Origin of the sequence: Arcanobacterium phocae, from assembly GCF_900105865.1 — a bacterium.
Taxonomy (GTDB): Bacteria; Actinomycetota; Actinomycetes; order Actinomycetales; family Actinomycetaceae; genus Arcanobacterium; species Arcanobacterium phocae.
In genome coordinates this window covers 358,021-371,448 of record NZ_LT629804.1, presented here as the reverse complement: position 1 = coordinate 371,448, position 13,428 = coordinate 358,021, and the positions used below count along the sequence as shown (strand labels likewise).

Sequence of the window (13,428 nt, the reverse complement as noted above, 5' to 3'; positions counted from 1 at the left end):
TAGGATATATTCACTATATGCATCAGTTGCATATAGTGAAAGGGGGGGGGTATGTTGAATCAAAAAAGACGTGAATCCATCCGGAAACGACGGGAACAAAATAAGCGCGATTGGCAACTTATTTCTGACCTAGTAGAAATCCGTAAAAAATTAGGCATTGAACAGGCGGATATTGCGCAGAAAATGTCCGTTAGCCAGTCGACTATTTCACGTTTTGAATCAGGGCAGACTAATCCTACGCAGCAAACTATTCGCCGATATGCACGTATTGTTGGGGTAAGTATCGAATATCAACTAGTTTTAGATGCTGAAATACGCCACGTTATCCAAGATGTAACCACGTACCAAGAAATGCCGCATCTGCAATACGGAAAAAATAAATATACTGTTCAATACACTGATAAGGTTTTGGCGTGACGCTTGACAAAATAGCCTTAGAGCATGTCAAAGTAGTGAAATCTGGAGTAGAAAATCTCATTCGTTCAGAAAATGTCCAGATTGACCAAGCGGACAAGCTGAACGTAGAAACTAATATTAGTTTCTACGTTCCGCAAGCTATTAATAACGAGCTACTAGTTGATGTTGAGTTTTTGATTAAAACTCAAATTGCCAACGTAAATATACACGTGCGTGGAATTTATCATTCTGAGGATGATCTTAGTGCGTTGCCGAAAGACTATGACTGGGAGAGTTTTCTTTCAGGGCAAGTAGTTTCTGATGTTTTGCCGTATGTGCGGGTATATGTTTCTCAGTTATGTGGAATGATAGATATTCCAGCGATTCCACTTATGTTAAAAGATCGTGAAACCATGCCGGCGGGCGAGGGCGTCTAGCTCGAATCCATCTTTGCCACGGATAACTGGAACGCCGTCGCCTTCGGCATCTTTATCGTCGCGGTCTTTGCGGTAGGCTTCGGGCGATCCGTGGGATAGCACATGCTCGACGGGGTTGAGTTCGCGCAATGCGATTCCGCGTACCCGTGATGGGTGTTCGCGGGCGAGTTCGTCATAGATGTGTGGGTCGTTTTGTCCGTCGTCGCCAACTAAGAACCACTCAATATTGGGGAACATAATCAACAGGTTACGCAGCTGGCTTTTCTTGTGTTCTTGGCCGGAACGGAACAGGCCAGTGGGGGTGGGACCCCAGTCGGTTAGGAGCATGGGGCCGATTGGCAGATCGTTGAGCTGAATGAAGTTCAAGAATGTGGAATACGTGTTCCACGCTCCGGTAGATAGATAGAATACTGGCGCTTCTGGGGCGTCAGCAAGGAGCGTCTGATAGAACGTGCTCATGCCCGGCACAGCTTGGCGGGTGTTCGTGTGTTTGACGAAAGAGTTCCAGGCAGCCAACATGGCTCGCGGTAGCCAGGTGACAACGATAGTGTCATCAATATCAGAAATCAGCCCGAGTTTGGCTTGCGGCTCGACGACCATTATTGGAGCGTTGACGGGTTCGCCGGCGGCTGGGATGATGAGTGCTTCGTGCCAGCCGGGGGTAAGTCCATGATTTTCGACGACGATATCTAAGTATCCACTACGATCTGTCCGAGTGCGGATCGTTTGCTCACCAATGATGACCGTAACAGGTAAGAAGCCCACCTGAGTAGTGAAGAATTGACGCCAGCCACGTTCGGCTTCGGCGGCTTTTTCATTGGCTAAGGTAGCAATGTCTTGTACAACGTTCCCAGCATATTTATGTGTCAAATTTGGTAAGAATGGTAGCGCAAAAGGTTTTTTCTCAGCTTGTGGGTCAGCCATAACTGCACGAGCAAGCACTCGAACCGCACTGGTTGAGCCGTATCCGGTATAGCCAATGATTTGCGGAAGCCAACCGGCATGGCGACGCTTAACGATGCCACGGCGGTTAACCGCGTCTTCGATCGTTCGTGCAAAATGTGCCAACCCCATAGGGATAGTCTACCGAAAGTCGGTGTGCTCAGGTGTATGACGTACGGGAACTGACTACACCGGCAACAACAACCCATAAAGTAGTCGCGATAAGCAAGGCACTGAGCGGCGATTGTGGCGTGTTGAGCAGGTAGCCTAACTGTAATCCACAAATCGTTCCGATCGCGCCAAAACTATAGGACCAACTCATGATGCGAGCGAATTGGCTTCCGCGGAAGAATACTTGGCGGTGAGTTTCCAAGATAATCACCCGGGCTTTGTTGAAAAGGACGTTGCAGAAAATAAATCCGAGCGCGGTATAGAATGTGGCGTTATTGCTGGCAATGAGGACGACGGCGATCACAATATTGAGAGCCGAAAGTCCGGCGGTTGCTTGCAAGGCGCGTTTGGTGGGGATGGCTTTGGAGATGCGTCGCCCAACGAGTGGGCCAACGGTTGCTGCACTACCGAAGGTAATCAGCACCCACCCCATGGCTATCTGTGCCGGGCGCTCGCTCAAGTTCGCTGCCCACAAGAATACCAGTGAGCCGGTCAACGCTCCAATAACCTGCAAAACAAACGACAGCAACGGAGAAGCTGGGCCAGAACGGAAAAGATCAAAGAAGAACTGACGCATCGGGAGGCGCGTACCAGTGACGGAGAATTCGTCGTCGTCGGCATCAATCAACGCGGGCATCGCGTAGGTGTGCCGGGCCCACATCCGGAAACTGGCTCCGGCAAGCGACAACACCGCGTTAGCAATAAAGAGAACCTGCACGGAAAGAACAGACATCCACGCGCCAGCCGGGCTGGCAACAACCAAGCCGATAAAGCCGAGCCAAGCATACAAGGCGGCGTTGAACGATAGCGCGTGTTCTTCGGACTGTTGAGCGAACGCCGCGCCGTAAAACTCTTCAGCGATATCGGATACTGGGGCGAGGAAAAGGTCGATCGCAATATATCCAACCAGCAACCACATCTGCGGTATGCCGGCAAACATCAGTGCGACGACGGCGACAATCGACAGTAGGGCTTCAATGAAGTCAACGGTAATAAGCGTTCTATCTGGAGAATATTTCTTGAGGATATGCGCATAGAGTGGAAAAGCAAAAACACATAACTGTTCAGCGGAAGAAATGAGCACGAACGTGCCCACACTGACCTGGCCGGCAGCAGTGAGCGCGTTCCAGCCGCCTTCAATGAGGCGATTACCTAAAACTGTGAGGATCAGGCCAACCACCATGACTCGGCGGACCCGGCGCAACAGTTGGAAAGACAATCAGATATCCTTTACTTCAAGGCTGGGCACATGTATAAAACTTTCTTACCCCAGCTGCATTATCTCATCGCAACGCTGTGCAACATGTGGGTCATGTGTAACAATAATAAGGGTTTTGTGGTGTTCGTGTTGAAGCGTAAGCATTTCAGTGAGAACGTGTTGTGCAAGATCTTGATCTAACGCGCCAGTTGGTTCATCGGCGAGGATGAGATTTCCTGGTTTGAGAATGCAACGCGCTAGCGCAAGACGTTGTTGTTCGCCGCCGGAGAGAGTAGAAACCAGATCATTTTTCACGGTGGATAGCCCGAGGCGGTCAAAAAGCTGTTCAACCTGTGCTTGTTTTTCTGCCTTATTTGTTTTCACGTAATGCAATCCCAGTAATGCGTTGTCAAAGGCGGTTTTGTCGCTGATGAGAGCGTAGGACTGGAAAAGATAGTTGATGGCTTCGCGCCGCAACTTAGTAGCGGCGGCCGAATTAATCTTCGGCAATGTGCGGCCATTGAGTTGAATTGTTCCTGATGTGGGTGCTTCTAGCATGCCAATAATGTTTAACAACGTACTTTTGCCACAGCCAGAAGGGCCGGTGATGGCTAGACTAGAGCCGGCAGGTACAGCAAAACTTAACTGATCTAAAATAATTCGTTGGCCAAAGGTTTTCCGCAGGTTATCAACGCGTAAAATGTCAGACATTATCTGCTCTTTTCTTTATTTGGGACGTTAGGCAGTTTTGATCATGGTGCTCAAGGTGGCTTGGGTAGCGCGACGAGCTTGATAGCTCAGTAAGAAGATTTGGATTATTCCACAACCAGCACTTACCACGATGCCGCTAGTGCTACCGAGAAGGGTTGCAGCAAGCATACAGATAACTGTTGTTGCGCTAACTAAAATGATTGGTGGTAAGAATATTCCAACTAGGGGGTGTCCCAATAGTCGTTTGACGGCGATCATCTCCCGGCGAGACACAGCATAGATTTTCACTATCGAGGTGATAATAACTAGTTCTAAGATAGCGATAATAGCTATCGCGGAGCCAAACAGCTTAATCGTGTCACCTAACGTCTTTTGTAAACCGGCAATAAAATTAGCCACTGGTAAAAACTCTGGTTGGTTATCGTCAAGCTGATAGTCGCTCAAATATTGTGGAGTTAAGTATGTATCTGCTGCTTGGCTCGTGAGCTTCAGGTAACTATTTTCTAATCCGTTCGCCCACAAGCTTTCTGACTCGATAGGAATCATATTGTTTGTTGTAGCAAGAAGGATGACTGGATCCGGTACTGTGTTTGCGCGTTCGAGATCCGTATTCCACACAAAAATATCGGTTTCCGGGTGGTAATAATAGAAAGCGAACTGTGGATTGTCGGTAAACGTATTGCGGATATCGCTGTCAAAAGAAGTGTTTGCGTAATCGCGTAAATAATTTTCGAGCGCTTGCGCATCATCGTCAGCCAGGGTATCAGGTAAGAGATAGACTCGTGTTCCGTTGTGCGCTTGGTTAACCCAGTGGTTTTTGATTGGCAGGCCTTGATCAATCAGATAATTTGGTGAGGCTAACATGGACCAGTAGGGTTGGTTAGGTACATGGTCATATATCTGCCCGTTACGCCAAATATCGAGTAACTCGTTATCAATGTACTCGGTATGGACAAGGTAGGCACCGGTGCTTCCTTCAAATGAACGATACCAGTTATAGTATTCAACTGAATGTGAGCTCGACTGCCCGGAAATAGAGCTACTATTTTGGCCAATTTTTTCCTTATAAAGAATTTCAAGATCGGAATAGTTTGACCACCGTTGTTGAATTTGAGACATGTGGTGGACGGTACGCAACGGTCCATCAAGTCCGTACATGGCGACAACAATGCCCACAGAGGAAGCAAAGTAGAAAATCAGCAAACATACACCTAAAACTTTTGACGAAATTCGGTTGCGTACCGCATTGACCGGGCTGATACTGAAAATAACTGTTGATGCTACGCCAGCGGCTAGACATATCACTGCAAATGCAGATATTCCGGCTAGAATACCGTTGGTTATGGTGTTAAGGGTGATGGAAAAATGAGTGAACCCAGCTAGATAAATAGCAAACGATACGATGATGCCACTTGCTGAAACAACAATCAGTGGCCGGAAAATTTTGATAACGTATTCGCTACGTGACCAACCTAAAAGAATATGAGTACCGAGTGTGGACGTGCTTTGATAAGCACTCAAAATAAGGATAAAAACCAAAGATATCCAAGAAATTGCGGCGGCCGCGTACACGATGGTGATGAGCAGTGGATCTTGGGCATACGCCCCATGCAAAGAGGTAAGTATCGTATCAGGATCGACGTCGGCAAGTGCACTAATGTTAGTAGCAAGATTAGTTATGTCCTGCGGTGTTAGACCAAAAATACGATATGTTCCATTGATTGTTCCAGAGATTTGCAACAGATCGTTTAATTGAACGCCTATCACTCTTGTTGCGCCGAGTATTGATGGTAATGGTGCTATCTGATCGGCAGCTACCTGGTCAAGCCCTAAAGTGGAGCCCGGATCGGCTGCCAGTAGCTGGTTGATGTTGCGGATGTCAAAAACGGTTGTCCCTAAATAAGATACTGGCAGGTCGCTCATGTCGGGGCTAGCATTACCATAAAAACCGAATCGGTATCCGTTGTTGTTGCCGTTATCGTCTAAAATATAGTCGCCACGAACGATGAGGCCGTGATGATTGTCAACCTCATGTAATAGTGTTTCTATTACTAATTGCGACTTTTCTTCAGTTACACCGTGTAGATGAATAACTTGCCCAGATTCAGCGTATTGTTGAAGTGCACGGGTGTAATCATAGCCAGCGGTGAGAATGGCTCCTAACCCGAACAATATGCTCATTATTAATGCGAGCATAAAACTTAAGAAACGCAATATTTTACTCATTGGAAGTGCCGCTGCCCCTTAATAGTGTATTTTATGCCGAGCTAGAGTTTATTACTTGCAATCCCAGTATGCTTGAGCGAGACCTGATCCAACATACTCTGAAGCGTATGCAGTAACACCAGGGCTTTTCCAGCCAGACCATGTTCCATTTGCGGTGGCAGAATGAGTGAAGTGGTGAGTCTGTACTTGAGAATAACTATAAACTCCCCATGTCCGCCCGTGGTCCCAGTTAACAGCAACGCCTCTATAGTAGACGGTGGCGGCGTTAGCTAAGCCTGCTCCACCAGCAAGCATGATAAGTGATACTAAAAATGTGGCTAGTGCTTTCTTTGTTTTTTCATGATGAAGCAACTCCTTTGTTGTCTGGGGGCAGTGACAATTCCTGCTCTTTTATGATAAAAAACTGTCACTTCCATGTCAATTAGCATGAATCATAGTTAAGTGCGATTTATATGCAAAAAGAGTAATGTAATGGTGAATTTCCTTTACGGTAATTAAGACGTGTTATTCTTTTTTCTGAAAAGATTTTTAGTGCATTTGCTGGTATTGGAATGTGAACGAGGAAATCAATGGTAAATTTTGGCGAGTACGAAAGCTCTGTTCGGTTTAGTAATGCTGCGGCTGATGATTTTATTGATTTGTTGCACAAGGCTGTTGCGTTTCTTTTTAATTTCGAGTCTACTCGTGTAGGTGCCGAGAGCCTAGCGTCAACTAGCTTTGCTGGTTATTTTTCTACTGTATTTGCGCATAATATGCGGGTTTGTTCTTATGATGGTCAGGCTTTACGGGAAGCTTTAACGAAGATAGCTAGTCAAGTTGAATATGTAAAAGAACAAGCAGCTAAAGAGAATCAGCGTAGACGGTTAGTTCGTTAGTATTTTGCTCGGCACGATAATTGGTGGGAAAAAGGGTGGGATTGGCTGGTTGGCCAGGAAGAACCGCCACATTTACCGCCGGCTGATCCGCCGGTACTGTCTATCACTGCGAGTGTAGCCAATAATCGTCAGCAGGAGCTTGGAAAAGGGCCAGCTGGTGGAGTCTCTAGTGCGATTCCAGAAAATTTACTCAGTGCTTCGAGTAATTTACGTGAGGCTAGTACGAACCTTATTCGTGGTTCTGTTTTGGCTAATTGTTATGAGGCGTTCACTGACCAATGCCGCTATGGTTTGATTCAAGTTAATGACGTGTTTCATCAACTAGATAGGTGGATCAGCTTAAATGAGAATGATGTGAACTGGTTGCGTGTGGTTGGGGAGGCGTTCGCGTCGGCTGGTTCTGGTAGTGGAATTGCTAGCTTGTCGGATCAGGCAATCAGTCAGGTCCTTCAGTCATATAATGTTGATTGTGTCCGTGAAGATCTTGATATTTCCTCCCCGACTATGGCTGGTATTGATCCGAAGACCGGCTATATTGAGGATCCGGTGAATAGTGCGACTGGTAATTTTGTGGAGCCTGAGTTGGATTTGAGCTTTGTTGGTTCAGCTGCAGGTTTGGGTTTGTCACGGTTGTATAACTCGGTGGGCTCGTTGAATGGGCGTGGTGGAGTATTTGGTCCAGGGTGGTCTAGTGTATTGGATCAGGTCTTGGAGTTGGACGACGATGAGCATGTCGGCTGGGTGATGGCTGATGGACGTTTAGTGCCTTTTGGGTTGGTTGGTGATGGTCTGGTTCGGGCTGTGCGTGACAGTTTCTGGGTATGTCGTACTGGTGTAGATACTGTTCGTAATGGGTGGTTAAAGGATCAGATTGCGAACATCGTTGGTGTGGATGCGATTGTGTGGCTGGTATCTGATAATGCTGGCGGGCAATGGTACTTTACCGAGACTGGTATGTGGCTGGGTGAGTCTCGAGGTGCGGGTAGTGGTTTATTCGTGGATCGTGATGATGCCGGATTTGTTGTTGGAATCTTGAGCGAGCGTGGCCGATCCATGAAGATCTCGTATACGTCTGATGGCCTGGTTGAGCGGGTGGGCAGTGATGATGGGCGTGAGGTTTGTTATGTTTATGATGCTCAGTCTCGGCTAGTTCGGGTCGATGGTCTTTCTGGTTCGCGTGAGTATGTCTGGGATGGTTTGCTGATCACGCAGGTGGTGGATGCTGCTGGCGTGGTTGAGTGCGTGAACGTTTACGATAACAAGGGGCGGGTGACTAGCCAGGTTACGGAGTTTGGTCGACGGGTCAAGTATGTTTACTTGCCTGGCAATATCACTGTCGTTAGCGACGGCGATGGGGGTCGGGCGAATACGTGGATAGCGAATGCCTATGGTCATACGGTGGGCGTGATTGATAGTGACGATCAGCGTCAATCGATGTCTTATGACCGGTGGGATAACCTTGTGATGGTTCGGGACCGGGACGGCAATCAACGGGTGCGTTTGTATGATGAGCGTTCCCGTCTGGTGCGTGAGGTGTTGCCGTCTAAAGCGTACGTGTCTTATAAATGGGACGAGTTTGATCGCATCGTAGAGGTTTCTAATAGTGTTGGAGGAACAGTTAGCTACGAGTATGCTGATGATACGTGTTTGAATCCGTGCCGGATTGTTGATCCACTCGGCGGGGTTAGTGAGCTTGTCTGGCGTGATGGCTTGTTAGTTTCGGTGGTTGATCCAGAAGGTGTGCGACTCGGGTTCGATTATGATGTTCATGGCGATTTGATCTCAGTAGTTAACGGTCAGGGAGCTGTTGCGTCCATGGAACGCGATGCGGCAGGTCATGTGGTTAAGACAATTAGTCCACTGGGTTTTGTTACTGAGTTTTCCTACAGTTCTGCAGGGCTACTTGAGAAAATGGTTGATGCTGAAGGCGGAGAGTGGACCTATCACTACGATAAGGCCGGTCGGTTGGTGAAGAATACTGATCCAATCGGTGCAGTACAATCTTTTGAGTATGGGCCGCACGGCAAGCTAGTTAAAGCCGTTGACGGGTTAGGTCGGGCCACGGTTCAAGAGTTTGATGATTTGGGCAATGTGCAAGCCATCAAGCTTCCTGATGGGGCTGAGTATGCTTTTACGTATGATGGGCTTTCGCGGCTGAAGTCTTTCACAGACCCCTCTGGTAGTAGCTGGACTTATCAGTGGGATAAGTTGGGAAATTTTGCGGGTGTGGTTGATCCGGAAGGAGTTAAGGCCACAGTTACTGGTAGTCCCATTATTGGTCGGATAGCTAGCTATGATAGTTCGGGTAAGACTGATGGGGTTGTGGAGTTTGACGAGTTCGGGCGTCCGGTGAAGACTGTTGATATATCTGGGGATGCGGAGATTGTCACTTATAACCGGGCTGGTCAGCCAGTGGAGTTCCTTGATACTGATGGTGGTTTAACTATCCTGACCCGTGATCTTGCCGGCCGGGTGGTTGCTCATGCCTCTGCGCAGGGGTTGGTCACGAGTTACACATATGATGTGTGCGGCAGGCTAGCTACTGTTATTGCTCCAAATGGGGGAATATATCGGTGTGAGTATGACGCGGATTCTCGTTTGATCAAAGTGATTAACCCGGTAGGGGATGAATCGAGCTATGTTTACGATAAAGTGGGTAGACTCGTAAAAGCTGTTGTGCCAGGCCAAGGTGTTGTAGAACGCAAATATGATAAAGCTGGGCGGTTGATTTTCACGCGCGATAGTCTCGGTGGCCCGCGTTGGTTTACATACGATAAGGCAGGGCAACTTATTAAGGCTATTAACGGGTTGGGCGGAGCTAGCCGGTATGAGTACGATGCTGTAGGCAGGCTTGTTCGAATGGTTAATCCCGCTGGCGGGATACATACTTATGCTTATGATCAGGCAGGTAATCTGATCCAGGTAGTAGACCCGTTAGGTAACACTACTAGAGCTGAGTATGATAAAGCTGGCCGAGTTCACGCTATGGTGGATGCTCAGGGTACTAGTTTTACTTATGCTTATGATACTAACGGGCGCTTGAGTGAGGCCTATGCTAATGGGCGGCTGTTATTCAAAGTAGAAACTGATATGCTCAGTCGCACTATCACGTTATTTGATTACACTAACGCCGAAAGTTCTGATCCGCTCACCCATACGCTTGTTTATACTCGGCTAGGACAGTTAGCTAGTAAAACCACGTTTAGTAACGACGGCGGTAGGCGTAAGGCTGAGTGGTTTTACAATAAGGACGGTCAGCGTGTTAAGTATGTGAGCGAGCTAGGAATTGAGACCCGTTATGAGTACGACGTTAGCAGGCAGCTAGCTAGTATTGATCATCCTTTGCTGGGTCAGGCATTCTTCTCATACGATAAAGCCGGGAATCTTACACATATCAAAGCCGGTGATAGTTCGCACGAGTGGGTGTGGGATAATGGTTTCGTTACTAAGCATGCCACTGAAAAACCTGGTGAGGCCCAGGATGTTACTCTGATTAGCCGTGATGCTTTTGGGCGAGTGGCAAGCGTGAAAACTGTCTCGGAAATGATTGAGTATTCCTATGATGAGGCCAACCAGTTAACGAGCATGCGAACTAGTAGTGGGCAATCGCGTCGGTGGATTTACGATAAAAGTGGGCGTTTAACTACTAGTACATACCGTTCTGGTAGTGAAGCAGTTAGCGAGTTTTTCACATATAACCAAGCCTCGCAGTTAACCTACACCACTACTACTGTTGGTAGCAATGATGGGGTTGGTGCGGTAGAGACTGTTTACACTTATAACAAGATTGGGCAAAGAACCAGTCAAGAAAACTCGCTGGGGCAGTCCACTACCTACACGTGGGGTTTAAACGGCTTTCTGGAAAGTGTTAATTTCACTGGTCCGGATATGCTAGCCGATACTAAACGTTTAATAGTGGATGCGCTTGGATACCTTACTGGTATTAATGACGCCAGTATTGAGTGGGATTATGCTAGCGTGATGCCAGCGGTAACGGGTATTGGTTTAGATCCGGTTCTTAGTCTGCCTGGAGGCCAATACCTCACTCCGGATAGTACCTCTTTGAAAAGTGAATATCAGGAAGCCCATGGTTGGCGGCCGAATGCTTCTACTAGCGTGTTAAATCCTTACACTTTTACCGGAGCCAGTCCGGAGTATCTTACGGGGTTGTTGCCAGATGGGGTGAGTCTTGCTGGGGCTAGTTTGCGTATTAATGGGCTTGATTGGATGGGGGCGAGGATCTACGACTCGGCTACCGTGAGCTTTCTTTCTCAAGATCCATTATCTGCTCCGGCTGGTGTTGTGTGGGAGACTAGTCCTTATAATTATGCTGCTAATAATCCGCTTAACCTATCTGATCCTTATGGTCTCAAACCCGTAACTGACCAACAAATGCAGGCCTACTCACAAACGATTGACCAGAGGAGCTTTTTCACTCGCGCGAAAGAGAACTTTTGGAGTTGGAACACTCTAGCTGGTCTTGGGCTGATGGTTGCAGGTGGGGTAATAATGTTCACAGGTATTGGCGGGCCAGCTGGCGCAGCACTGTTTGGTGCTGGTGTTGATGCTACCTTCCAACAACTCAATGGTGGAACCGTAGATTGGATTAGTGTTGGAATTACTACGTTGGTTGGTACAGGGGTTGGGGCAGGAATGAAGTTTCTTTCTCCTTTGATTGCGAAGACCAGTCTAAATGCAGGGTCTCAAAAGCTGTTCCAGAATCTGGGTGAAAATGGCCGGAAATTGTTGCAAAAGCCTATTGTGTATGGTTCTAAGTTCTTGAAAGAGAGCGCTGAAGATGTGGTTAGCACGGTTGTTGAGAAGCCTATAAAAGATGCGTTTGGTATACAGACGGGTTCTTTTGGTGAAGAGGTTAAGGGTGCCTTGTTTTCACCCACTGCGTTGATCACGCGTTCAGGTGTGGTGGGAATTGAGACTAGAGGAATGAACCGGTATGGGCCCTTGTATGGACTTTCACCGTACTCTTTTAATAACGCTGTGGAAGATAAGATTGATGATTTTATAAGGAAACCTAATTTCGGTTATGACCCGCGTACCTCTACGCTTGCTCCAGATAGTATCTATGCTCTGGGTGAGGATTACCTTCATACTGGTTCAGTAAAGTCTGTGAATGTTGATAAATGGGAAAAGGGGAGAGAGATTGTGACTTTCTCTTATCAGGCTTCGCCCGATTCTCCAGTGATTAGTAGAGATGTTAGGAATATCGATTTGCCGTTTGGGGTGTTTCATGGTGAGTGAGTTTGGGTTGGAGATTGTGTGTGTTGAGCGGGTGATGGTTGAGTGTGCTCGGTTGCAGTATCGGGCGGTTCATCCGGTGTTGGGGCAGTGGTGGTTTGCTCGGTTGGGTGCTGGTCGGTTGAATTTTGATGAGGTGAAGGTTCAAGGTCTTTTTGATGAGGTGTTGGATGCTTTGCGGGCGGGGGATAGGTTTAGGGCTCGGAAGAATTTGCGGTATGTGAGGATTTTCTTGTCTGATGCGGTTTTTTCTGAGGTTGATCCGCGTTCGTATGTTGATATGTTGATTTATGCGTTGGAACTTGATGATGAGGTTTTACGGCGTAGGTGTTTGTCTGCGTTGTGGTTTGAGATGGTTCATGATTGGCGTGGTAAGCGTGATATGGGGGTTCCTTCTGCGCCGGATTTGTCGAAGTTTATGTTGGTTGAGTGGGTTTTAACGTTGGTTTTGTCGGTGATTGGGGTGGTTGTTCCTACGTGTCAGGCCGAGAGCTGGTTTAAGGTGGTTCCGGCTGTGACGTTTGCTTTGTTGTGTTTGTATTATGCGACGTTGGTGAGGTTACCTAACGTTGTGTGGAATGTGGTGATGTTTTGGGTTGGGTTTGGTGTGACTTTGCCGATTGCGTTGGCATTACGTGATTATGTGTCCCCCTGGATTATCTGGTCGTGGAGTGGGGGTGCATTGGTCGGTTTTTTGATTGGTAATCATCGTGGGTATCAGTTTGTGCAGCGGACTGTGGCTAAGTATGGTCCGTTTGCGTGTTTGTGGGCGCGGGTGATTGGTAGGAATCGGTATGAGATTGTGATGGTGGGGATAGATGGCCGGGTGTTTTGGCATCATGTGATTAGTGGTTGGTATCGGCATATTTATCCGCTTTTGGGTGCGAATCTGTCTGCTTCGTTTCGTAGTGCGGTGCTTCATCGTGGGGCGGTGGGGGCTCCTTTTGGTGGTTGGTATCAGTGTTATCCGGCTTTGGTTTCTACGAGGATGGTGGGGTTGCGGCGTTGGAATCCGACTGATTGGGATGATGCGAGGAAGAAGACTGCTGGTTTGACTTCGGAGTTGATTGACCAATTTTTTAGTAATCCTGCTTCTGTTTTGGCTCCACCGGTAGCGGTTTTTCCTAGTGATACGCCGAGTACGATCGGTACGTTCTGCTTCAAATGGTGATATTCACGTTTTTAAGGGCTCTATCATCGCGGGGGTCTTCTGCAA

10 protein-coding genes are annotated in these 13,428 nt (G+C 47.7%); 5 read left to right on the top strand and 5 right to left on the bottom strand.

Annotated features, from left to right (window positions below; all coding sequences use genetic code 11):
* Window positions 1–51: 51 nt before the first annotated feature.
* Window positions 52–417, top strand: coding sequence for a helix-turn-helix domain-containing protein (locus tag BLT51_RS01615; RefSeq protein WP_091279100.1), 366 nt, complete (start codon window positions 52–54; stop codon window positions 415–417).
* Window positions 414–833, top strand: a complete 420-nt coding sequence (locus BLT51_RS01610; protein ID WP_091279098.1) for a hypothetical protein — start codon at window positions 414–416, stop codon at window positions 831–833. Before BLT51_RS01615 ends, BLT51_RS01610 begins: the two co-directional genes overlap by 4 nt.
* Here the strand turns inward: BLT51_RS01610 and BLT51_RS01605 are convergent.
* From BLT51_RS01605 to BLT51_RS01585, 5 genes are read right to left on the bottom strand one after another with little or no spacing between them, the layout of a single operon-like run.
* On the bottom strand, window positions 792–1,907 hold the full coding sequence (locus BLT51_RS01605) for an App1 family protein (RefSeq protein WP_091279095.1): 1,116 nt from the start codon (window positions 1,905–1,907) through the stop codon (window positions 792–794). The genes BLT51_RS01610 and BLT51_RS01605 overlap by 42 nt on opposite strands.
* Before the next feature lie 28 nt (window positions 1,908–1,935).
* Window positions 1,936–3,165 carry an MFS transporter gene (locus BLT51_RS01600; protein ID WP_091279094.1) on the bottom strand — a complete coding sequence of 410 codons (1,230 nt, stop codon included), beginning with the start codon at window positions 3,163–3,165 and terminating at the stop codon, window positions 1,936–1,938.
* 45 nt (window positions 3,166–3,210) lie between these two features.
* Window positions 3,211–3,855 (bottom strand): ABC transporter ATP-binding protein, encoded by a 645-nt coding sequence (locus BLT51_RS01595; RefSeq protein ID WP_091279091.1) that lies wholly within the window; start codon window positions 3,853–3,855, stop codon window positions 3,211–3,213.
* A 27-nt stretch (window positions 3,856–3,882) separates the two neighbouring features.
* A complete protein-coding gene (locus BLT51_RS01590; RefSeq protein ID WP_157672851.1) occupies window positions 3,883–6,081 on the bottom strand; it encodes a hypothetical protein in 2,199 nt (732 codons plus the stop codon).
* Window positions 6,082–6,132: 51 nt separating this feature from the next.
* Window positions 6,133–6,432 (bottom strand): hypothetical protein, encoded by a 300-nt coding sequence (locus BLT51_RS01585; protein WP_197672582.1) that lies wholly within the window; start codon window positions 6,430–6,432, stop codon window positions 6,133–6,135.
* 218 nt (window positions 6,433–6,650) lie between these two features.
* Here BLT51_RS01585 and BLT51_RS01580 point away from each other — a divergent pair, with 218 nt between their 5' ends.
* From BLT51_RS01580 to BLT51_RS01570, 3 genes are all read left to right on the top strand, one after another.
* Window positions 6,651–6,956 (top strand): hypothetical protein, encoded by a 306-nt coding sequence (locus BLT51_RS01580; RefSeq protein ID WP_091279085.1) that lies wholly within the window; start codon window positions 6,651–6,653, stop codon window positions 6,954–6,956.
* Window positions 6,957–7,310: 354 nt separating this feature from the next.
* Entirely contained in the window at window positions 7,311–12,215 is a 4,905-nt protein-coding gene (locus BLT51_RS01575; RefSeq protein ID WP_091279082.1) for a DUF6531 domain-containing protein, read from the top strand.
* Entirely contained in the window at window positions 12,208–13,383 is a 1,176-nt protein-coding gene (locus tag BLT51_RS01570; protein ID WP_157672850.1) for a hypothetical protein, read from the top strand. Before BLT51_RS01575 ends, BLT51_RS01570 begins: the two co-directional genes overlap by 8 nt.
* Window positions 13,384–13,428 lie beyond the last annotated feature (45 nt).

Coding starts and splice junctions, on each gene's coding strand:
- BLT51_RS01615 (WP_091279100.1), top strand. CDS start 52: ATGTTGAATCAAAAAAGACGTGAATCCATCCGGAAACGACGGGAACAA.
- BLT51_RS01605 (WP_091279095.1), bottom strand. CDS start 1,907: ATGGGGTTGGCACATTTTGCACGAACGATCGAAGACGCGGTTAACCGC.
- BLT51_RS01595 (WP_091279091.1), bottom strand. CDS start 3,855: ATGTCTGACATTTTACGCGTTGATAACCTGCGGAAAACCTTTGGCCAA.
- BLT51_RS01590 (WP_157672851.1), bottom strand. CDS start 6,081: ATGAGTAAAATATTGCGTTTCTTAAGTTTTATGCTCGCATTAATAATG.
- BLT51_RS01580 (WP_091279085.1), top strand. CDS start 6,651: ATGGTAAATTTTGGCGAGTACGAAAGCTCTGTTCGGTTTAGTAATGCT.